19 protein-coding genes are annotated in these 22651 nt (G+C 44.5%); 11 read left to right on the top strand and 8 right to left on the bottom strand.

What is annotated here, in order from left to right; all coding sequences use genetic code 11:
* Positions 1–39 precede the first annotated feature (39 nt).
* The 3 genes from D1614_RS14875 to D1614_RS14865 all read right to left on the bottom strand — a co-directional run bounded on the left by D1614_RS14875 (position 40) and on the right by D1614_RS14865 (position 2359).
* Positions 40–690 (bottom strand): cysteine dioxygenase, encoded by a 651-nt coding sequence (locus D1614_RS14875; protein WP_119438752.1) that lies wholly within the window; start codon positions 688–690, stop codon positions 40–42.
* 238 nt (positions 691–928) lie between these two features.
* Positions 929–1393 carry a hypothetical protein gene (locus tag D1614_RS14870; RefSeq protein WP_119438751.1) on the bottom strand — a complete coding sequence of 155 codons (465 nt, stop codon included), beginning with the start codon at positions 1391–1393 and terminating at the stop codon, positions 929–931.
* A gap of 105 nt (positions 1394–1498) precedes the next feature.
* Positions 1499–2359: an AraC family transcriptional regulator gene (locus tag D1614_RS14865; protein WP_162304513.1), complete on the bottom strand. Its 861-nt coding sequence runs from the start codon at positions 2357–2359 to the stop codon at positions 1499–1501.
* 228 nt (positions 2360–2587) lie between these two features.
* Here D1614_RS14865 and D1614_RS14860 point away from each other — a divergent pair, with 228 nt between their 5' ends.
* The 11 genes from D1614_RS14860 (at position 2588) to D1614_RS14810 (ending at position 15368) form a co-directional block, all read left to right on the top strand.
* Entirely contained in the window at positions 2588–3094 is a 507-nt protein-coding gene (locus D1614_RS14860; RefSeq protein WP_119438749.1) for a cupin domain-containing protein, read from the top strand.
* 176 nt (positions 3095–3270) lie between these two features.
* A complete protein-coding gene (locus D1614_RS14855; protein ID WP_206610035.1) occupies positions 3271–4149 on the top strand; it encodes a YitT family protein in 879 nt (292 codons plus the stop codon).
* Positions 4150–4280: 131 nt separating this feature from the next.
* The gene (locus D1614_RS14850) at positions 4281–5582 is read left to right on the top strand and encodes a M23 family metallopeptidase (protein ID WP_119438748.1); all 1302 of its coding nucleotides are present in this window, start codon (positions 4281–4283) and stop codon (positions 5580–5582) included.
* A 339-nt stretch (positions 5583–5921) separates the two neighbouring features.
* Positions 5922–6791 carry a hypothetical protein gene (locus D1614_RS14845; RefSeq protein ID WP_119438747.1) on the top strand — a complete coding sequence of 290 codons (870 nt, stop codon included), beginning with the start codon at positions 5922–5924 and terminating at the stop codon, positions 6789–6791.
* 3 nt (positions 6792–6794) lie between these two features.
* Positions 6795–8132: an NAD(P)-binding domain-containing protein gene (locus tag D1614_RS14840; protein WP_119438746.1), complete on the top strand. Its 1338-nt coding sequence runs from the start codon at positions 6795–6797 to the stop codon at positions 8130–8132.
* A gap of 2 nt (positions 8133–8134) precedes the next feature.
* Positions 8135–9730 (top strand): cytochrome C, encoded by a 1596-nt coding sequence (locus tag D1614_RS14835; RefSeq protein ID WP_119438745.1) that lies wholly within the window; start codon positions 8135–8137, stop codon positions 9728–9730.
* Positions 9712–10743 (top strand): hypothetical protein, encoded by a 1032-nt coding sequence (locus tag D1614_RS14830; protein WP_119438744.1) that lies wholly within the window; start codon positions 9712–9714, stop codon positions 10741–10743. The genes D1614_RS14835 and D1614_RS14830 overlap by 19 nt, the downstream gene beginning before the upstream one ends.
* Complete coding sequence (locus D1614_RS14825; RefSeq protein WP_119438743.1) at positions 10736–12355, top strand: hypothetical protein; 1620 nt, start codon at positions 10736–10738, stop codon at positions 12353–12355. The genes D1614_RS14830 and D1614_RS14825 overlap by 8 nt, the downstream gene beginning before the upstream one ends.
* A 30-nt stretch (positions 12356–12385) precedes the next feature.
* Complete coding sequence (locus tag D1614_RS14820) at positions 12386–13126, top strand: hypothetical protein (protein WP_119438742.1); 741 nt, start codon at positions 12386–12388, stop codon at positions 13124–13126.
* An 87-nt stretch (positions 13127–13213) separates the two neighbouring features.
* On the top strand, positions 13214–13462 hold the full coding sequence (locus tag D1614_RS14815) for a hypothetical protein (protein WP_119438741.1): 249 nt from the start codon (positions 13214–13216) through the stop codon (positions 13460–13462).
* Between the two features lie 157 nt (positions 13463–13619).
* Positions 13620–15368 (top strand): alpha-L-fucosidase, encoded by a 1749-nt coding sequence (locus D1614_RS14810; RefSeq protein WP_119438740.1) that lies wholly within the window; start codon positions 13620–13622, stop codon positions 15366–15368.
* 64 nt (positions 15369–15432) lie between these two features.
* On the opposite strand, the gene D1614_RS14805 is transcribed toward D1614_RS14810, so the two are convergent.
* From D1614_RS14805 to pnp, 5 genes are all read right to left on the bottom strand, one after another.
* On the bottom strand, positions 15433–16803 hold the full coding sequence (locus D1614_RS14805) for a dipeptidase (protein ID WP_119438739.1): 1371 nt from the start codon (positions 16801–16803) through the stop codon (positions 15433–15435).
* A gap of 211 nt (positions 16804–17014) precedes the next feature.
* On the bottom strand, positions 17015–18766 hold the full coding sequence (locus tag D1614_RS14800; protein ID WP_119438738.1) for a tetratricopeptide repeat protein: 1752 nt from the start codon (positions 18764–18766) through the stop codon (positions 17015–17017).
* Positions 18767–18858: 92 nt separating this feature from the next.
* On the bottom strand, positions 18859–19488 hold the full coding sequence (locus tag D1614_RS14795) for a deoxynucleoside kinase (protein ID WP_119438737.1): 630 nt from the start codon (positions 19486–19488) through the stop codon (positions 18859–18861).
* Positions 19489–19564: 76 nt separating this feature from the next.
* Positions 19565–20047 (bottom strand): hypothetical protein, encoded by a 483-nt coding sequence (locus tag D1614_RS14790; protein WP_119438736.1) that lies wholly within the window; start codon positions 20045–20047, stop codon positions 19565–19567.
* Between the two features lie 237 nt (positions 20048–20284).
* Complete coding sequence (pnp, locus tag D1614_RS14785; protein WP_119438735.1) at positions 20285–22582, bottom strand: polyribonucleotide nucleotidyltransferase; 2298 nt, start codon at positions 22580–22582, stop codon at positions 20285–20287.
* Positions 22583–22651: the final 69 nt, after the last annotated feature.

Below are 22651 nucleotides of genomic sequence, written 5' to 3'. Positions count from 1 at the left end.
GATAAAAAGTTTTAAATGATTAATTATTAAATGGATTGCTTAAAAAATATTCTTGCTAACTGAATTGGCCGAACCGGGAGTGTAAACGTGCAGGCTGACTGCCGAAGTGCCAAACGGATTTCCCACCGCATGATATCCCAGCCGGTCGTCGATGTAGGCGATGCTGCCTGCTTTGTAACCATTGGATGCCAGTATTCGTTGCTTTTCGTCGGTGGAATACCGCAACTCTTCCAGTTTGCCATGCAGCACCTTAAAAACGCAACCTCCGGCCGGGTGACCGTGAACGGAACTTACCTTTCCCGGTTTCCAGTGGATTAAAACAACTTTCATCCATGTGTTATCAACCAGTACATGGCGGGTTTCCCTGGTCTTTACAAACCTTTTTAGCTGCTCCTGATCCAGGGCGCGTACCTGTTGTATGACCGGCAAAAACTGAAGTGCCGAGTAAGGAGCCCGGGAGGTGTGAAATGTGTTGAATAAGTCGCGACATACCGAATACAGATTAGGAACTATTCCGGCACTCATTTTAAGCGATGCTTCGGGTGTCAGTAATCCGCTTGCATTAAAAGATGTCTGTACATTGTTTGCCAGTTCATCGTTTGTTTTATGGTTTCCTTTTAGAAAGAAGAAAGGAGAGAATCCTTTTACGGAGGAGGATTCGTTTGCTGTGGTGTAAATCAAGTTTTTCATAGTTTTCTGTTTTTCGTTGGTACAAAGTTGCGAAGTATTGAGAGGCTGGGCTTTGCTGAAAAGTCCGAAGTGTTGTCTATTTGGTTCAGCGGCTAAAAAAGTGCCAGAAAATGCCTTGGATGTGTAGTTTCTGATGCTTTTGAACAGGAGCTAATATCTGTTTTTTGTAGTCGTATAAACAAAACCGCCGCCTGACAGTCGACTGTCAGGCGGCGGCTCCCGTTCATTGTTCTTGTTTTCAATAACTCCAACTCTGGTGATCGAGCATCCAGGCTTCCAACTTCAATGCAGGTTCCATTTCCGTTTCAATACTATCAATGGTAGGGATAAACGTTGTTGCTGCAAGCATCCAGACTTTCATTTCAAGCCTGGCTTCGGGCTCAACTTCCAATAAGCTGACAGATAATTCGGTATCGTTTTGCAAAGGTGCACTTGTATTTACACTTGCTTTTTGGTCCGAATCAGGAGAAAGAAGGTAAATGTTTTTTACCTCACCTGCCGTTTCCGGTAAAGTCAGCGCATTTACTTTTGAGTTGATAAGCGAAGCAATGATTAAAATCGCCAGCACTTTGGTGAATGCACTGTAACCACTAACAAGTTGGAGCTCATTTTTTGTTTTTGAAGTTCCTTTCAGAAAGGTAAAGGAAAAGAATCTTTTTAGTTTCGAAGATTCAATGATGTTGGTGTAAATCAAGTTTTTCATAGTTCTCTGTTTTTGTGATGGTACAAAGTTGAGAACTATTCTTCCGAACGAATTGGCTGAAAAGTCCGAAAAATGGTCTGATTGGTTCACGAGCAAAAAAAAGTATCAGAAAGCCAGCGATTTTTTGTAATCCGAAGGGCTTTTGCCGATGATACTTTTGAAAACACGGCTAAAATGAGATACATCTTCAAAGCCGCTTTCGTAGGCAATTTGTGTGACACTCTGGTTTGAATTGGCGATAATATGCGCGGCATGTTCAACACGCCGTTTTTGTATCCATTTCCCGGGCGGCTCGTTAAAAATACTGTTGAACTCTCTTTTGAAAGAGGAGAGGCTGCGGTGCGAAAGCTCGGCAAAATCCTCAATCTTGAGGTTGAAACAGAAATTCTTTTCCATAATTTGCCGAAGCGACGGTTTGTCGGTTTCAGTGAGGGCGATAAAATAGGATGTTAAAATCGGGTCACAATTCACCAGGTTGATTAGTAACTCTTTTAGTTTTAGCACCAGGATGGGATCGGGCGGGCGGTTGATTCCCCTGAAATAGGTGAGCATCGAATTGAAGTAGCCTTCAAGGTAATCGGAAGCCTGCACGGGCCGGGCGGCAAAATTATTGCTGTCGTTTCCGGCTTTAAGAACCTGGTTTCCCTGAAGTTCTTTTATGGTTTCGCGAATTAACTCATCCGAAATAAAAAAGCCCAGCATGCAATACTGGTCATCAAAATACTGATGGATAATTTCTGCTCCTTTTTTCAGGTAGAGTGTTTGTCCCGGCTCCAATGTCCATTCGTCGTGAAGCGTTTTATAGGTTTTCTTTCCGCTCAAAACGTATACGATGTAATCGTTTCGGGAGAAGATCCCGATTTCTTCCGCTTCAATCGGGCAGGTGTATTCGAGGCAGACTGTTTCTTTGAACTCAAAGCGGTTAAAGTTCAGGTTCTCTTTTACTATTTTGTAGAAATTGAGCATGTTACGCGCTTTTTTTGATTCAGTACAATTTAAGACATTAAGGTCTAAAATCAAAGAAAAGCACCTTTGCAGGGCTTCCTGAAAACTTACATTGGAATTTTCAAATAGCCCTCTTTCCTTGAAAGCAGGTGAGAAAATCATTCTGACAGGTAACTGTTTTTTATCTGGCATAAACTGCATATATTTAAAAGGATCAACTAGAATGTATAACACCTAAAAAGAGATTAAATGGCAAGTATCTTAAAAAGTAAAGACAGGGAGTTTAGAGAAGATGCGAATAAAATCGATCCTTTTCGTTTGATGTCGGATACCTCCAGAAGCCGAAAAGGAATAAAGCCTCAAAACCTGAATTTTGATCTCCGGCAATTAAATCCCGGGCAGTTTTCGGCACCCTATCACTTTCACCGGTATGCCGAAGAATTGTTTATGATTGTTTCCGGAACAATGACGCTTCGGTGTCCTGAGGGAATGGAAGTTGTTGAAAAGGGAGACCTTATTTTCTTTGAAATGGGAGAAGCCGGGGGGCATCAGTTTTACAACCATAGCGATGAGCCTTGTATTTACCTTGATGTCAGAACTTTTATCGGGTACGACGTATGTGAATATCCTGATTCGAATAAAGTATTGCTCGCCCCTTCTTTTGAAATTTTTAGTAAAGAAACGGCCGTGCAATATTTTAAAGGAGAAGAAAAGGTGATGGAGAAATGGAAGCAAGCAGGAGGCAAAGGAGAATAGAGCCTGTTTAGTAGTTTGTGCTTTTTGCAAGTAATTGTTAATTAGTGTTTTTATAGGTATTTCTTGTCGAATCTTAACAATTGGTTAATTCCATAATCCCTGACAATCATCACTATTTATTCAGTTTTACATATGTTCTTTTGCGGCGAAATTTAAGCTCATAAAATAGTTAAGCGATGTTTACAGAAATGTTGGCAGCCAATCGTAGTCTGGTGAAAGTAATCGAAGATTATGCGATCATGACCTTTGGCTTGTTTTTGTTTGCCATGGCATGGGAAGTTTTTATTATCCCGGCACAAATTACAGGTGGTGGAATCACCGGTGTGTCTGCAGTGGTCTACTATGCTACCGGGTTTCCGGTGAGCCTTACTTACCTCGCCATCAATGTGGTGTTGGTATTGATAGCTATTAAAATTCTGGGAGCCAATTTTGGGGTAAAAACCATTTTTAGTATTGGCGTTGTCACTACCTTTTTTGTGATTTTCGAGAACGTGGTAAAAGAACCTTTGGTAGACGACATGTTTCTTTCGTCGGTTATCGGGGGGATGATCAGCGGCGCCGGATTGGGCGTTGTTTTCTCGCGGGGAGGCAGTACCGGAGGAACCGATATTATTGCCATGATCGTAAACAAGTACCGCAACGTAAGTCCCGGGCGTGTAATTATGTTGTGCGACGTGGTGATCATTGCTTCGGTATATTTTGTTTTTCAATCGGTTGAAAAGCTGGTGTATGGCTATGTGGTGATGTGGGTGGTTTCGTACTCGCTCGATTCGTTTCTGAGCGGTGCCAACCGGTCGGCGCAAATGTTTATCGTTTCAAAAGAATACAAAAAGATTGCGGAATACATTAGTCATGAAGCAGTCAGAGGCGTTACGCTCCTCGACGGTTCGGGCTGGTACACCAACAAGGAGGTGAAAGTGATCATGTCGGTGGTGCGAAAAAAAGAAAGCGGTGCCATTTTCCGTTACATCAAAAAAATTGATCCCGATGCATTTATCTCCATGGGAAGCGTAATGGGCGTTTACGGGAAGGGCTTTGAAAAGATCAAAATATAGCCCCGAACACGGATTGAACATAAATCTATCCGTTCTAAATAATTAAATTGGGGACACTTTTTTTAAAGTTGCACAATGAATGGGTGCTTTTTTAAGTTTTCTTATTTTTGCCACTTATGAAGCGAAGCAGGATGAGGAAAAATTGGAAAGTATGGATGACAATGTTGGGCGCCGTTGTTATTTTTATGATGAATGCCTGTGCTCCAAAATCACCACCAAGAGAAGAAACAACGATTACGGATACAATCGCAACCATCAAAGAACCCGTTCTGAAGTATGGCTTGCCGGTTGATTCTTTTAACCTGGAAGATGGCATCGTGCGCAACAACGAGTACCTCAGTCAGATTCTGAACGAGCGGGGGGTGAGCATGGCTACCATCGACCGGATTGCCCGGAAATCGAAAGAAGTTTTTGATGTCCGGAAAATAAAGAGCGGAGGAAAGTACACCATTTTTTCTACTTCCGATACCTTGAACGAGGCCCGCTATTTTGTTTACGAAAATTCCGCGGTTGATTACACCGTGTTCGAATTGTTCGATTCGCTGGGTATTTACCAGAGTAAAAAGGATGTAGAAACGCGCAGAACCTTTGCGCAGGGAGAAGTAAAATCTTCGCTTTGGAATGCCATGATCGACAGCAACCAGGACCCGATGCTGGCGATCGAACTTTCCGATATTTTTGCCTGGACCATCGATTTTTTTGCAATCCAGAAAGGCGACCGTTTCCGCGTAATTTACGATGAAATTTATGTGGATTCCACGCGGATCGGGATTGGCACTATTCACGCGGTAGAATTTGATCACTACGGTGAGTCGAATTTTGCCTTTTTGTTTGACCAGGATGAACGTGCCGACTATTTCGACGATAAAGGACAGAGTTTGCGAAAAGCATTCCTGAAAGCCCCGCTTCAGTTTTCACGGATAAGTTCGCACTTTTCAAACAGCAGGTTGCACCCGGTGTTGCGCATTCGTCGCCCGCACCACGGTGTTGATTATGCTGCCGCCAGCGGTACTCCGGTAGTAACCATTGGCGACGGAACGGTGGTTGCCAAAGCGTACCAGGCAAAAGGTGGCGGAAATTACCTGAAGATCAAGCACAACTCGGTTTATACTACTACTTACATGCACCTCAAGGGCTTTGCCAAGGGCATTGCCAATGGCAGCCGTGTAAAACAGGGGCAGGTGATTGGTTACGTGGGGGCCACAGGGCTGGCTACCGGACCTCACCTCGATTTCCGGGTGCAAAAAAACGGAAGTTATGTGGATCCTTTGCGCGTAAAAGCACCGCCGGTTGAGCCGGTAAAAGAAGAAAACATGCCGCGCTACATGGTTCTGAAAGACTCAATGATGAACGAGTTGGAAAAGATCCGCTGGGCCGATGAGTTGATCCTTCCAGAAGCGGGCGGCGAAATAGCTTCCACTTCTGATAAGTAGAGCATTAGAATTCTCAATGCTGATTTTTCATTACGCTTAGTGCTTCCCATATCCAGGCTTCTCGTTAGCAGATGAACGGCTGTTTTTTTGAGCAGCCTTTACTACTTCTGTAGCGAGAGATTTTAAACGATTCATTTGAATGCGCTGTCTTTGCGTCTCTAAGTATCTCATTAAATGACTAGATACTCGGAACCATAATTCCCAATTTGCCCCTTGTCAGATTGAACAACAATTGCTTAAGTACTTAATTTGGAAAAGATCTAAAATACTTTTTCACAGTGTGTTGACGTATATAGATATGGGAATATCACTAAATTTAACTGAAACAAACTTAATAGTATGGGACGGATCGCACACAAAGTCTACCTGGGTTTTATGGTCTTTGTCACCCTGCTTGTGTTTTTTACGCTGACTTTTTACGGTGCTGATTATTACCTGACACGCTTGCACGACCGGCCTGTTCATGCAAAACATGAACTTTTGAAACCGACCGGATTGATCGGTCACGGGATTGGAATGCTGGGATCGGCTTTTATGATCATCGGCGTTTTTAGTTACATGGCCCGGAAACGTATCCGTCGCCTTTCACGCTTGGGCGTGCTTAGAAACTGGCTCGAATTCCATATTTTTTTGTGTACGCTGGGGCCGATCCTGGTGCTGTTTCATACTTCCTTTAAGTTTGGTGGTTTGGTGGCAGTCAGTTTTTGGAGCATGGTCGCGGTGGTTTTTAGTGGAATAATCGGCCGGTTTATTTATTTGCAGATACCGCACACCATCGAAGGGCGGGAACTTAGTTTGAATGAGTTGAACACAATGGAATCGGAACTTATTTCCGGATTGAAAAACAAACATCAGATAGATGCAGGAGTGATTGTTTCGATGAATGTGGCACTGGCCCAAACAGGTGAAAAGGAGGGAGTCAACTACCTGGTACGGATTTACCGGAGATTTGTGTTTGAGCATAAATTGCTTGGGCAGTTCAGGCAAGAACTCCGAAGAAAAAACATCAAAGGGAAACACCTTCGGAGTGCTGTCCGTATTTTCAAATCAAAGATCATTCTGAACCGGAGAATTGCGTGGTTGTCGTCGATGCAGAATTTTCTGCGATACTGGCACGTGGCGCACTTGCCGTTTGCACTGGTGATGCTGGTAATTATGATCATTCACGTGATCGTTGCGGTGCTGTTTGGCTACAAATGGATTTTTTAGCAGATGGAGAGTTTCTGGGAAAAAATATGGATTTACGGAGGAGTTGCCTTTTTTTTGATCGGTGTACTTTATGTCTACATCCGGAAGCTGAGGCGTGAATCGAAAAGGGTAGAGGAGAAGATCCGTGTGGCCAAAGAAGAGGGGCTGCACGAGCCTGTTTCACTTCATCCGGTGGTGGATGTGAATTCGTGCATTCAGAGCGGTGCTTGTATCCGTGCCTGTCCCGAACACGATATTTTGGGTATTCGCAACGGAAAAGCCACGGTTATTAATGCCAGTCGCTGTGTTGGGCATGGTGCCTGTTTTCATGCCTGTCCAACCCAAGCAATTTCATTGTTCATTGGTACCGAAAAGCGCGGTGTCGACCTCCCGCATGTCAACCAATATTTTGAATCGAATGTGAAGGGGATTTTCATAGCAGGTGAGATGGGAGGAATGGGATTGATCAGAAATGCGGTGGAGCAGGGCCGGCAGGCTGTCAACAACCTGGCTAAGGGAATTCAGCACGACAGTAAAGCCGATTATGATCTGGTGGTGGTTGGTGCAGGTCCGGCTGGTATTTCTGCCACACTCGAAGCCCGTCGGCTGAATCTGAAAACAGTGACCTTGGAACAGGATACGCTGGGAGGAACCGTTGCTTCCTTTCCCCGTTCAAAAATAGTAATGACTTCGCCCATGGATTTGCCGCTTCACGGAAAGGTTAAGTTGTTTGAAACCCAAAAAACAGAGCTGCTGGATTTGTGGCAAAAAGTGACTGCCGATAACGGGATCAGCATTCAGGAAAATAAAAAGGTGGACAAAATCGAAGCACGAAACGGTCATTTTAAGGTGTTTTGTCACGATGGAGAAGAATACATCACGCAAAAAGTGCTGCTGGCGATTGGCCGCCGTGGGACACCTCGAAAACTGAATGTTCCCGGTGAAGATCTGCCTAAGGTATATTACCGTTTGCTTGAACCGGAATTTATTTCCGACAAAGATGTGCTGGTAGTGGGTGGTGGTGATTCTGCGGTTGAATCGGCGTTGCTGCTTGCTCCGCAAAATAGGGTAACCTTATCGTACAGAAAGGAAACGTTCTCGCGCCTGAAGCCCAAAAACAAACAGAGTCTGGAAGAAGCTATTTCCGAAAAGAAACTGGATGTGCTCCTGAATTCAAATGTTACATCGATTGGCGAGACAGATGTTTCACTTCAATTTGAGGACGGTAAAGCGTTGGAAATGCAGAACGACCTGGTGTACATTTTTGCAGGTGGAGAATTACCCACAGAGTTTCTGAAAAATGCAGGAATCGCAATCACCCGGAAGTTTGGTGAGGCCATTCTGAAACACGAAAGACGCTGAGCATGAACAGAAAATTGAAATATGTGCTGCTTCTCGCTGGTTTTATGTTGACCGGCGGGATGCTTTTGGCGCAGATTTCACCGGGTGAATTGAGCCAGGTTCATGCTCATCTCGAAGGATTGAAGAAATGCACCCAATGTCATATTTTGGGTGAAAAGGAAACGACATCGAAATGTTTGGAATGCCACAAGGAAATCAAAGCCCTGATGGATCAGAAGAAAGGGTATCATGCTTCAGCTGAAGTTAAAGGACAGAAGTGTGCTTCCTGCCACGGTGAACACCTTGGCAAAGATTACAAATTGATTCGCTTTGATGCTGAAAAATTTGATCATCAATTAGCCGGTTTTAAGTTGGAAGGAAAACATGGCACCATCAATTGTAATGATTGCCACAAGGCGGAGCTGATCCGGAATCATATATCTCAGAAAAAGCAAGGCGGCACCTTCCTTGGGCTGGGAACAAACTGTGTGGATTGTCACGAAGATGTGCATCAGAATACGCTTTCCAACAATTGTTTGTCGTGCCACAACCAGGATGCCTTCCGGCCTGCTAGCGGTTTTGATCATTCCAAAACCCGGTTTCAGTTGGTTGGGAAACATCAATCGGTCGATTGCGCCAAATGTCATTTAAAAGAGGTGAGGAACGGCAAAAACTATCAGCAATTCGCCAGGGTGAAGTTCGATAATTGTAGCAATTGTCACGAGGATGTACATCAAAATAAATTTGGCAACGATTGCCGGAAATGCCACAACGAATTTTCATTCACACAAACCAAAACCACCACCGGTTTCAATCACGATCTCACTGATTTTCCACTAAAAGGAAAACATGTAGCGGTGGATTGCAGAAAGTGCCACACCAGCGGAAGTTATACCAGGGCTTTGAAACACCAGCGCTGCACCGATTGCCACAGCGATTACCATGAAAAGCAATTTCAGAAAAACGGCGTTTCGCCCGACTGTTCGGCATGCCACTCTGTCAATGGGTTTTCGCCTGCTTCTTTTTCCATTGAACGACACAATCAGTCGGGATTTAAACTCGAAGGTGCACATTTGGCCACGCCTTGTTTGGCCTGTCATAAAACCGGGGAGAAATGGAATTTTAAACTTCCGGCACAACGCTGTGCCGACTGCCACGAAAACGTTCATAAAAATGCCTTGGCTGAAAAATACATGCCGGATTCAGAATGCCGTTCGTGCCATTCGGTTGAAAGCTGGAAATTGATTGCGTTCAACCACGATCAAACGTCGTTTAAATTAAGCGGGAAACATACTACGGTTGGTTGTCGCGATTGTCATTTCAGGCAGGATAACGGAGTTGTAACGCAGCAATTCTCGAGCCTGGCTGGAAGCTGCGAGAACTGCCACGAGGATATTCATTTCAATCAATTTGAAGCTCTGGGGAAAAATGATTGTACGCGGTGCCACACGTTTAACAACTGGTTGCCCGACAAATTCAATCATGACAATGCACGGTTCAAACTCGACGGAAAACACAGCGGCCTGCAATGTGTGGCCTGCCACCAACCGACCGATGATTTGATCCGGAATTACATCGTTTACAAATTTGAAGACATATCATGCGCAAGTTGTCATTAATACTGGGAATGCTGTTAACTGTTAGCGGACTAAATGCACAGGACAGTCCGCACGGTGATGATCTGAAGGTTGATTGCCTGGATTGCCACTCTACGGAAGGATGGATCTTCTCGGCCTCAACAGCAAAATTCAGTCACGATCAAACTACCTTCCGGCTCGAAGGCGAACATCAAACTACTGACTGCAAATCGTGCCATACCTTGCTGGTTTTTTCGCAGGCGAAGTCCAACTGTGTGGATTGCCACACCGATATGCACAATACAACGGTCGGGATGGATTGTGCCAGGTGTCACACCCCCAAATCGTGGCTGGTTGCCAACATCACGGAGTTGCATCAAGGCAGTCGCTTTCCCTTGCTGGGAGCGCATAATACTGCTGATTGTTTCGACTGTCATATTTCCGTTTCCAACCTCGAGTTTCAACCGCTGGGTGTGGAATGTATCGATTGCCACCGTCAGGATTACCTGGCCACTACCAATCCCAACCATCAACAATCCGGGATATCCGTAAACTGCTTTGAATGCCACAGGATCGATGCTTTTAGCTGGACTTCAAAGGGATTTAACCACGACTTTTTTCCGCTTACAAAAGGACACGAACTAAATAGTTGTACTGCCTGCCATACAAGCGGGGTGTTTGAACCTGTATCAACCGATTGTTACAGCTGTCATCAGAATGATTTTGCTTCGGCCACCAATCCAGCACATAACAATGCCGGATTCACGACCCAGTGTACCGATTGCCACACCACCGATCCGGATTGGAAGCCTGCGAAATTTGACATTCACGATGATTACTATTTTCCCGTTTATTCGGGAAAGCACCGCGGAGAATGGAACAATTGCGCCGATTGTCATACACAACCTGCTTCGTATGCGGCTTTCTCCTGTATCACCTGCCACGAGCATAATCAAGCCGAAACAGACAGCCACCACCGTGAAGTGAATGCTTATACTTATACGGCAACGAGCTGTTATTCCTGTCACCCCACTGGATTTGCCGAAGATGATTGATCCGGGAAAACATATCAGGTTGTTGATGTTTCTGTTCTTTTTTATTTCAGGGACATTCGTTTGCAAAGCCCAGGAATCAGGGGATTTGACAGAGGGGCGTGTTTCGTATCTTTCGGGAGAGAATATTTATGTGAGATTTGAAAGTACCGAAGGCATTGAAAGCGGAGATACGCTTTATGTCCGAAATGCAGAAGGGCTTTTCCCAGCGCTTCTGGTTCAGCATAAATCTTCCATATCGTGTTTGTGTAATTCGATTACTGAAGCAACAATAAAGGTTTCGGATTCCGTTTTTGCCCGCTCAAAACAAAGCCGGTCCATCTCTCAAAAGACGATACCCGAAGAGGCGGTTCCTGAAAAAGATGTAAGCGAAGAGGTACTCACCGCTCCGCAATCCAATCGGGAAACGACAAATACGCCCAGCTTCTCTGGCAGGTTAATGCTTTCTTCGTATTCGAACTTTAGTAAGCAGGGAAGCGATTCGCACCGGTTTCGGTATACCTTTTCATCGAATTATTCCAACATCGGTCATTCAAAAATATCCTTTGAAAGCTATGTTTCGTTTACGCATAAATTGAACGAGTGGCAGGTTGTAAGGGATAATCTGAACGATGCCCTGAAAATCTATGCCCTTGCTGTAAAATACGATGTGAACAAGCAGGCTTCGGTTTGGTTGGGTCGAAAGATCAATCCCCGGATTGCCAACGTTGGGGCGATTGACGGGATTCAGTTGGAATATGCTTTTAAAAGTCTGTTTGTTGGAGTTGTTGCGGGATCACGACCCGATTATCTGGATTATGGATTTAATAGTCATCTATTTGAATACGGCGCTTACCTGGGGCATAGTCAAAAAACGACGAATGGCTATGTGCAGTCGTCGCTGGCCTTTTTCGAGCAACGGAATTCGGGAAACATCGATCGGCGCTTTCTGTATTTTCAACACACCAATTCGTTGGTAAAAAACCTGAATCTTTTTACGTCGGTTGAGCTCGATCTGTACAAGCTGGAAAATGATCAGCCCACGAATTCCTTAAGTCTCATTGGTTTTTATTTTTCGTTGAATTACCTATTTTCGAGGAAAGTTTCGCTGTCGGGTTCTTACGATAACCGGAAAAATGTGATCTACTACGAGACTTTCCGGAGTTATGCTGATGAGGTTTTAACACAGGCGAGCCGTCAGGGAATACGCGGAAGGATCCATTACCGGCCTTTGGATTACCTCTTGTTTGGGGCGTCGGCCGGAACGAGATTTACAAAAGATGACCCGCGAAACACGAATACCTACAATGCTTTTGCAACGTGGTCGCGTGTTCCTGTACTGGATGCCTCGCTGAATATTTCAGCAAACCTGATGCAAACTTCCTACCTCGACGGACAGGTTTACGGAGCCCGCCTGACAAAGGATTTCTCGCAGAAAATGAGCATGATGCTGCATTATCGCTGGGTGGATTTTAAGTACGTAAACAGTCTTTCTACACTTATTCAGCATATTGGAGAGCTGGATTTTAGTTATCGCTTCAACAAAAAAATCTATCTGTCTGTTAATTTTGAAGCAACTGTTCAGAAAGAAGATATTTATAATCGATTATATTTAAGCCTGAGAAAAAAGTTTTGAATCAATATCACAAACAGAATAAATTAAAAAATGATGTACAAGTTAAGACTAATCTCGTTAATCGTACTGGCCGTTTTTGTGCTGGGTGCATGCGTTCAGAATAAAAACCCTCAGCAGGCGCAGAGTGTGGCGCAAGCCAATCAAAATCTTTTTGAAGTGACAGAGGTGGTTCAGGGTAAAACCTATACCTATCTGAATGTAAAGGAAAACATGGCCGACCGCTGGGTGGCAGTTAGCTACCAGGAAGCAAAGCCGGGTGATGTATTTTATTACGATGAAGCGCTTCAGATGACCAATTTCCACAGCAAAGAGATCGATCGTACCTTCGAAGTGATCTATTTTGTAAATCAAATAAGCAAAACTCCGCTGGGAGGCGAGGGTGGACAAGCTATGGCTGCTGAAATGCCGGCCAGTCACAGCGGGAAAGTAAGCGTCCACAGCGAAGAAGTGGAAATGGAAAAAGCCGAAGGCGAACTTACCATTGCCGATGTTTTTGCCAAAAGAGCTGATTTGACCAGTGAGGAATTTGAAATTCGCGGAAAGGTTGTAAAGGTAAATGAACAGGTAATGGGGAAAAACTGGGTGCATATCCAGGACGGCACGTCAAGCGGCGATAAGTTTGATTTAACCATAACAACACAGGCCGAAGTGGAAGTGGGCAGCGAAGTAACTTTTAAAGGAAAACTTACGCTTGAAAAAGATTTTGGTGCTGGCTATTTCTACGATGTAATCATGGAAGATGCCACGCTGGTTACCAAAAAGGTTTCCTAAAAAGCGCTGCTAAGCTGATTTTCGCTGGATTTCTTTTTTCAAAACTCAAAACTTATATCTTTGTATGTAAATATTTAGATATTTGAAATGGAATTCAAAAAGCTGGAAATAAAAGAAGAAGGAAACTGGATTCAGCGCAAACTGAGGAATCCGCACTTCCGAAAAACACTTATTTATATGGCAATCGGTGCCGTTGGAGGATTCGTATTTTATTATGTTTCCGAGGGTATTAGCAGGGATGTTATGCCAACGGGCGATATAATACAAAGTGTTGGAGTAGGTGCTTTTCTGGGGTTCTTTATAACCAACAGCCCGTGTGCAAGGGGCAGGTGCTGAACTTTAAAAACAAAAACATACGTTTCGATGAAAAGGCCGGATAATTATTATCCGGCCTTTTCATTTTAGGTAGCTCAATATTGATATTCAGACAGATTGATTTTGTAATTTTAAGTCAAAATCAAGACTATTAATTTATAAACAAACGACTACCGGAATGAAATTACCACTTGCTCTTGGATTGATACTTGTTCTGATGGCCTGCTCTCCCCGTAACAAAGAACTGCAAAAAGATGAAGCGACTTTAAAACACGATCAAAAAATGGAGTGGTGGCGCGATGCGCGTTTCGGAATGTTCATTCATTGGGGACTTTATGCCGAACCGGCCGGCGAGTGGAAAGGAGAACGCATTCCGGGAATCAGTGAGTGGATTATGTGCAATGCAAAAATTCCGGTAAAAGATTATGAAAAGCTGGCTGAGACCTTTAACCCGGTAAAGTACAATGCTGAAGAATGGGTAAAGCTCGCCAAATATGCGGGGATGAAATACATTGTGATCACTTCGAAACATCACGACGGATTTGCCATGTTTCATTCAAAGGCTAGCAAATACAACATTGTAGATGCTACACCTTTTGACCGCGATCCGTTAAAAGAACTGGCGGACGCCTGTAAGAAACACGGGATAAGGCTCGGTTTTTATTACTCGCAGGCGCAAGACTGGCACGAACCCGGTGGAACTTACCGAAACAGTGACAAGCAGCCTCACTGGGATCCGGAGATGACAAAAGCTCCGCTGATGGATTATATTGATTCGAAAGCTTTGCCACAGGTAAAGGAAATCCTGGAAAACTACGGAGGCCTTGATATTCTTTGGTGGGATACGCCTTGGGAAATGACCGAAGAAGCTGCCCAAACGCTTCAGAATGTGGTGAATGATTATCCGGACTTGATTACCAACAACCGGCTTTACAGACCCTGGCCCGGCGATTTCTCTACTCCGGAGCAGCATGTGCCGCCAACGGGGCTCGATTACGATTGGGAGGTTTGTATGACCATGAACACCAGCTGGGGGTACAAGTGGTACGATGATAATTGGAAATCGGGTGAAGAGTTGATTAAAATGCTGGTGGATATTGCGAGTAAAGGAGGCAATCTTCTCCTAAACGTGGGCCCAACGGCTGAAGGTGAATTTCCGGAACCCAGCATCGAACGGTTAAAAGAAATAGGAAGTTGGATGCAGCAAAACGGAGAATCGATATACGGAACTTCGGCCAGCCCGTTTTTTAAACTCCCCTGGGGAAGATGCACCATGAAAGAAACCAAAGGCGGAACCAATCTTTACCTGCACGTTTTCGACTGGCCGAAGGATGGTATCTTAACCGTTCCCGGGCTGGATACACGGGTAAGTAATGTGTATTTGCTTGCCAATCCCAAACAGTCATTTGCCTGGAAATTTGAAGACGGAAACCTGAACATTCATGCTCCTTCGGTTATCTTCGATGAAATAAATACCGTGGTGGTGGTGAAAACCAAAGGTGGAATAAAAGTAAATAGCAACCAACCCAAATTAGTGGAAGGACGGGTGTTGCTCCCGGCTGACTTTGCCGACATTTACAACCCCGGTTACGGACAGCATGCCGTGCTGAAAGGGAAAGGCACCGAATCGGTTATCACAGGTTGGGTAGACAGAAATGCCCGTTTAGAGTGGGTGTTTACATGCGCAGAAACGGGTACCTATAAACTGGAGGCGCTGGTAAAATGTGAACAGGATAACACGCTGAATATATCCATCGGAGACAATAAGCTTCAGGCAAATATTGCGGCAACCGGTGATCGCTTTGATGTGGTCAACCTGGGGACCATTACCATTGGAGAGGCCGGAGATCAGCTTATCGGGCTAAAACCGGAAGCTTCCAACTGGAACGGAATGGAGTTGATGTACTTGGAATTGATAAAGCAATGATCAAAAAAATAAGGAGCCGCTCTTGTTCAAGAACGGCTCCTGTATCATCCTAAAATGTTTTGATCTATTTATTCATTTCCGCAAAATACTTGTAGAACAGCGGAATGGTTTTAATGCCGTTGTAAAACTGTTCCAGCGGATAGTTTTCGTTGGGTGAGTGAATCGCATCCGACTCCAAACCAAATCCCATCAGCACCGATTTGATACCCAGGATTTTTTCAAACGAAGAAATAATCGGGATACTGCCGCCTGAACGTACCGGAACCGGACGTTTGCCGTACACATCGGTGTACGCTTTTTCGGCAGCCTGGTAAGCCGGAATATCAATCGGGCAAACATAAGCCGGACCGCCGTGCAGCGAAGTCACCTCTACTTTTACTGATTTGGGGCCAATGCTTTCAAAATGCTCCTTGAATAGAACCGCAATTTTTTCGTGGTCCTGATCGGGCACCAAACGAGTTGATATTTTGGCAAATGCTTTGGACGGGAGTACGGTTTTTGCTCCTTCTCCGGTATAACCTCCCCATATTCCGCAAACATCAAACGAAGGACGGATTCCGGTGTGTTCCATCGTTGTAAATCCTTTTTCACCGGCCAGCTCTTCTACGTCAATGGCTTTTTTGTATTCATCAACATTAAACGGAGCGCGTCCGAGCAGTTCACGTTCTTCTGCCGAAACCTCCAGTACATCGTCATAGAATCCGGGGATGGTAATCCGGCCGTTTTCATCGGTCATTTGTGCAATCATTTTCGAAAGCACATTGATTGGGTTGGCAACTGTCCCGCCAAACAAACCGGAGTGCAGGTCGCGGTTGGGGCCGGTTACTTCCACCTGCCAATACGCCAGTCCGCGCAAACCGGTAGTAATCGATGGTTTGTCAGGTGCGATCATCGAAGTGTCGGAAACAAGAATCACATCGGCTTTCAGCATTTCCTTGTTGGCTTCGCACCAGGCAGGTAAATTGGGTGATCCAATCTCCTCTTCACCTTCAATCATGAATTTTACGTTGCAGGGTAGCGTATTGGTTTTTACCATCAGCTCAAACGCTTTTGCATGCATCATGCTTTGCCCTTTATCGTCGTCGGCACCGCGCGCCCATATTTTACCTTCACGGATTTCGGGTTCAAACGGCGGCGACTTCCACAGGTTAACCGGATCAACCGGCATAACATCCATGTGGGCATACACCAAAACAGTAGGCAATGCCGGATCGATTATTTTTTCGCCGTAAGTAACCGGGTTACCTTTGGTTTCATATACTTCGGCTTTGTCGGCCCCTGCCGAAAGCAAGGTTTGCTTCCAGTATTCGGCAGCCTTGTACATGTCTTCCTTGTGGCTTTTTTCTGAACTGATCGACGGAATCCGGATCAATCCAAAAAGATCTTCCAGAAAACGGTCTTTGTTTTCTTCAACGTATTTATTGATATATTCCATAATAGTGCAGTTTTTTATGAGCGTGGAAAATAGGGTTTTTCGGCGGGTTAACAAAGTGATTTTGTCATAAAAGAAGTTTAAAAAGGCTAAGGCTGAGGCAAAGACACGGTATGGGATTCTATAATCAGATATCAGGAGATAATATTTCAATGGCAACAAAAAAGGCAACCCGGAACTCCGGATTGCCTTTTGGTATTTTGTCGATACTTACTTAGTCAACAATTGCTTTGAATTTAGGATCGCTGAAATATTTAGCGAATTCCATATCCACTTTTGCTTCGGCTTTCAAACTTGGGTTGATGTCGCAAGCTGTTTTCAAGCTGTCGAACAACAAGCTTTCTTTGGCTGTGCGTGCACCGATTACTGCTTTCAGGTATTCAGTCATCCAGCAATTTGGAATTTCACAAGCATCCAGATCTTTCAATGCTCCGTTGTTGTCACCAGCCAGAATTTTTGCCAAACCTGTGTTCGGATCCTGGTATTTACCGTAGTAACGAACCGCGCGGTCGTATTCTGCTTTTTTAACGCTTACAATACCCAGGTTGTAGTTCACTTCTTCGCCTGCTCCCGAAGCAGCACCAAACAATGACTCAGCCTTGGCAACGTCGCCTTCAACCAATGCAATGGCACCAACGTTGTTTTTCACGATCGGCTCGCTGTTTTTCAGTTTTTCAGCTTTTTCGAAATGAGGTTTTGCGTCGGCATATTTCATTTGTTTAGCCAGTACATAACCTACGTTGTTCGGACCTCTCCAGTCGTTCGGATAAACTTTTACAAACGATTGGAAAATTTCCAGTTGGTCGTTCAGGTCTTCAAACAAAGTAGCTGCATAAATCAACTCAGCAGGAGTCAAAGAAGCTGGATCTGCTTTTGCAGCAGCTTTCAGCTCTTCGTCTGTTTTTCCGATCAGGTCAACCGAAGTGATCATTTTTGCACGACGCAGTTGCGGAAGAATGTCAGCAGCAACATCGGTAAACGTTTCACTCAGGTTACGGATTTCGCGTTCACGAACTTCAGGATCGTTGTACATAGAAAGTACGCGAAGGATGAGTTCTTTGTCCTGGATGTTTGATTTTTCCATCAATTCCTTGAATCCTTCCCAGTCTTCCGGAGTGTATTTTGTTTTCAGTTCAACATTTACACCGGCTTCTTTTAATTTTTTAGCCAAAAATGCTGAAGAGGTATTCTTTCTTTCTGCAGCCAGTTCTGTGTTCAGATCAATGCTTCCGTCAGGAGATGCATAAGCTGATACTTCCACGTCTTTCAGATCAATGCGATCGTTTTCGTTGGCTTTTTTGGTATAGTCCTGTAACGCTTTTACTTCGCTTTTTTCTGTTTCATCTTTTCTCAGGTTCGAGCGGTTGATGAGGTATTTGATGTCAGCCATCATTTCGTCCGGAACAATTCTTTGGAAAGCGTCGATGTTCGGATCGTATTTGCCCGAAGTATTGGCTTCGCGAACAACACCCATGATCGGTTTTGGAACGCTTGCCACTCTTTCGCTGGTTGCCAGTACACCGTCAGCAACTTTGATCGGAGCAAAATCAACCGACTTCGCACCTTGCGTTGCAGTAATGTTTACATACAACTCCGATTTTGACATGTCTTTTTTGAACGGAACGGCATCTTTGTAAGATACGCTACCACCGTTGTACGAAATTACTTTGTTGTTGGCCTGAACACTTTCTCCCTGTACAGTTACGGGTTGGTATTCCGTTTCGCCACCTTCGTATTTCAATACCGGAGTAGCGGTTAACGTAACTTTTTTGTGGAAGTATTTGGCGGGGAAACGGCCATTGATTGCCACATCAACTTCGCTGGCGTGCGACTCCAGAACTTCGGGAGTAACCTTGAAGTTAATCTGATCGGCATTTTTTTTCATTTTATTAAGCCCTGAACAGCCCGACAACACCACAGCAGCCGCTAGAATCAGGACAGAAGGTTTAAAGTTGATCCTCTTCATAACAGATAATATTTCAGTGATTTTAAAATTATTAGTAAGCCCACAAAAATAATAAGCTTTTTAGTTTTTGAAAGTAGCTAAAGCTTTTTTTGTCACAATATTAAACGGTTGATGCCAGATTTATATTTAGTGTCAAAAATTGCTGATTTTAGCGTCTCATAATCCCGCGGGTTTTTCACAAAATCAATGCCATTTGTGTCGATTATCAGCATGGGAAATGAGTTTATTTGTTTAAAAAAATTAAAATAGCCTTTGGCAATGTTGTCGAGGTAGGAAGGAGTGATGTGTTTTTCGTAATCGCGGCCCCGATTGGCAATATTATTCATGAGCCGGTCTACGTTTGCATGCAGGTAAACATAGAGATCGGGCTTGGGCATCGACTCAAAAACAATGTCAAAAATCTGGCGGAACAGCCTGTACTCATCCGACTTCAACGTGTTTTGGGCAAAAATGGCGGTTTTCGCAAAATAGTAATCCGCTACCAGGAAAGAGTGAAACAAATCGAGGTTCAGTACCTCGTTTTTGATTTGTGTATACCGGTCGGCTAAAAATGATAACTCGAGCGGAAAGGAATAACGTTCCTGGTCTTCGTAAAACTTGGGAAGAAAAGGGTTGTCAGCAAATTGTTCCAATACCAGTTTGGCATTGTATTCTTCTGCAATCATTTTGGTGAGGGTTGTTTTCCCTGCACCGATATTTCCTTCTATAACAAGAAACTGCATCTGATTTTTACTCGTGGTTCCCAAACAGCTCCTAAAATTAGAAGCTTTTTACGAATTGGCCTTTTTTTGTTGAAAACTACATGATTCTTTTTTCGTGTCGGATCTGCTTGTCTTTGATACTCCCGGTGATGTAGGTAATAATCAACCCGATACTGACAGCTGTGGCCATCAGCTCGAAGCCGTAAGCAGGCACCAGTTTCATCAGTGCGAATCCAACCAGAAATCCTGCTACCAATCCATAAAGCGCATGCTGGTAACTAAAATGGAAGGGCGGATAGAATCCATGTTCCTTTTGCATGTGTTTTGATAGGCGACTGATCAACCGGTCGTAGTTGCGGCGCGTTCTTCCGGGTACTCCAACAGCCTCGTCAATCGAGTCAACAGCTTCCTTAATATTGATCTGTTCTTTCTGGCACAAAGGACAGGTTGTCGAGAATTGATCCACGCGCCCGATGTTTCTTTTGAATTCCTCGATCCGGAAAAACCGAAGCTCGCGGTCTTTTTCATTTTCGAGTTTCGAATCAATTGTTTGTATAATTTCTGATGACCAGGATTCCATACCAATGAATTTAGATAGCGAAGGTAGGAAAAGGAATGGAAAATAGTTCAGGGTTCAGAGTTCAATGTTCGGAGGAGTTTGCAGTTTCTAATTGGTTGTTTGCAATTTTACAATTTAGCAGTTTAAAAGTTCGTCACTAAAGCATTCTTTCCTTCAGTCCTTCAGCCCTTCAATCTAACAAAAAACGCCCCACCAATCGGCGGAGCGTTTTTATATGCTTTTTGAATAATAATTCAACTATTCTTCGCGGCGTGGGCGGAACTCTCTGCGGTCGCCACCACCACGACGGTCGTCTCTGCGATCGCCACCTCTACGGTCGCCGCCACGGAAATCCCTGCGGTCACCACCTCTGCGATCACCACCACGGCTATCCGAGCGAGGCTCTCTTGGAGGACGCTCTACATAACCTTCGGGTTTTGGAAGAAGCACTTTGCGCGAAAGTTTCAGTTTACCGGTTTTTTCATCTACACCGATCAGTTTCACTTCCATCATTTCTCCTTCTTTGCAGAAATCTTCGGCTTGTTCCACGCGGTTCCAATCCATTTCCGAAACATGAAGCAAGGCTTCTTTTCCGGGCATAATTTCGATGAAAGCACCAAACGACACAACCGATTTAACTTTTCCTGTGTAAACTTCGCCTACTTCAGGAATGGCAGTAATAGCTTTGATTTTAGCTTTTGCAGCTTCAATTGGTTCCTTGCCGGCACCTGAAACCTGCACCATACCCAAGTCTCCCACTTCCTCGATCACGATCACGGTCTGGGTTTCTTCCTGGATAGCCTGGATAACTTTTCCACCCGGTCCAATCACGGCACCAATCATGTCTTTCGGTATCTGAATAGTTTCGATACGTGGTACATTTGGTTTGTAATCTTCGCGTGGTTCAGAAATTACTTCCATCATTTTTCCCAAAATGTGCAAACGTCCTTCTTTTGCCTGTTGCAGCGCCTGCGACAACACTTCGTACGAAAGACCGTCTACTTTAATGTCCATCTGGGTAGCGGTAATACCTTCGGCACTTCCGGTTACTTTAAAGTCCATGTCTCCCAGGTGGTCTTCGTCTCCAAGGATGTCAGAAAGAACTGCAAATTTATTGGAGCCTTTATCAGTAATCAATCCCATGGCAATACCCGATACAGGTTTCTTCATTTTGATACCCGAATCCATCATGGCCATTGTGCCCGAACAAACGGTTGCCATCGACGATGAACCGTTTGATTCCAGGATGTCGGTTACGATACGAACCACATAAGGGAATTCTTCCGGCATCATATTTTTCAGTGCACGAAGCGCCAGGTTTCCGTGACCAATCTCGCGACGTCCCACACCACGTGGTGTTTTAGGTTCGCCTACACTAAACGGAGGGAAGTTGTAGTGCAACAGGAATTTCTCTTTTCCTTGTACGGTTACACCATCAATAATCTTTTCATCCATTTTGGTACCCATGGTTACTGAAGTCAGTGCCTGGGTTTCGCCACGGGTGAAAATAGAAGAACCGTGTGCTCCCGGAAGGTAATCCACTTCTCCCCAAATTGGGCGAATTTCGTGGGTTTTTCTGCCATCCAGACGCATGCCTTCGTCGAGGATCATGCGGCGCATCGCTTCTTTTTCCACATCGTGGTAGTATCTTTTGATCAGGTTAACTTTTTTATCCAGCTCTTCGTCTTCTGCATTTTCTGCTTTAAACTTTTCAATCCACTCGTCGCGAAGGGCTTCGAAAGCTCCGTAACGTTCACTTTTATTAGTGATTTGTTGCGTTGCAATTGCATAGCACTGTTCGTAGAGCTCAGATTTTACGCGACTGCGAAGCTCCTCGTCATTGTTTTCATGACAGTATTCACGTTTTACGACGCCCAATTCTGCTGCTAGTTCTTCCTGAACTTTACAGTGTTTCTTGATTTCTTCGTGTGCTACTTTAATTGCTTCCAGCATTACTTCTTCCGAAACTTCTTTCATTTCGCCTTCTACCATCATGATGTTGTCGTGCGATGCACCCACCATAATGTCAAGGTCGGCTTCTGCCAGTTGAGAGTAAGTTGGGTTGATAATGAATTCGCCGTTTACACGAACCACGCGAACTTCCGAGATAGGAGTTACGAAGGGAACGTCAGAAACTGCGATGGCGGCTGATGCTGCCAAACCTGCCAGTTGATCAGGCATTTCATCTTTTCCCGAAGAAATCAATGAAATCATTACAGCTGTTTCAGCGTGATAGTCGTCAGGGAAAAGCGGACGGAGTGCACGGTCAACCAGACGTGCCACCAGAATTTCGTCATCGCTCGGACGAGCTTCTCTCTTCATAAACCCGCCGGGGAAACGGCCTGCGGCCGAGAATTTTTCGCGGTAATCCACTGATACCGGCATAAAATCAACGTCTTCTTTGGCTTCTTTGGCTGAAACAACCGTAGCCAGCAACATGGTGTCACCCATTCGTACCACTACCGAACCATCAGCCTGTTTGGCCAACTTCCCGGTTTCAATGGTAATCGTCCTGCCATCGGCAAGTTCGATTGTTTTAACTGTTGCGTTTACCATAATTTTAAACTAAATCTTTAAATATTAAATTACAATGGGTGGTGAGGTTTTGCAATTTACTAAAAAAAG

The sequence above is a fragment of the Maribellus luteus genome (assembly GCF_003576475.1).
GTDB lineage: Bacteria > Bacteroidota > Bacteroidia > Bacteroidales > Prolixibacteraceae > Draconibacterium > Draconibacterium luteum.
Note: the sequence above shows the minus strand (reverse complement) of the source record. Positions and strands in the feature narration are given on the sequence as shown.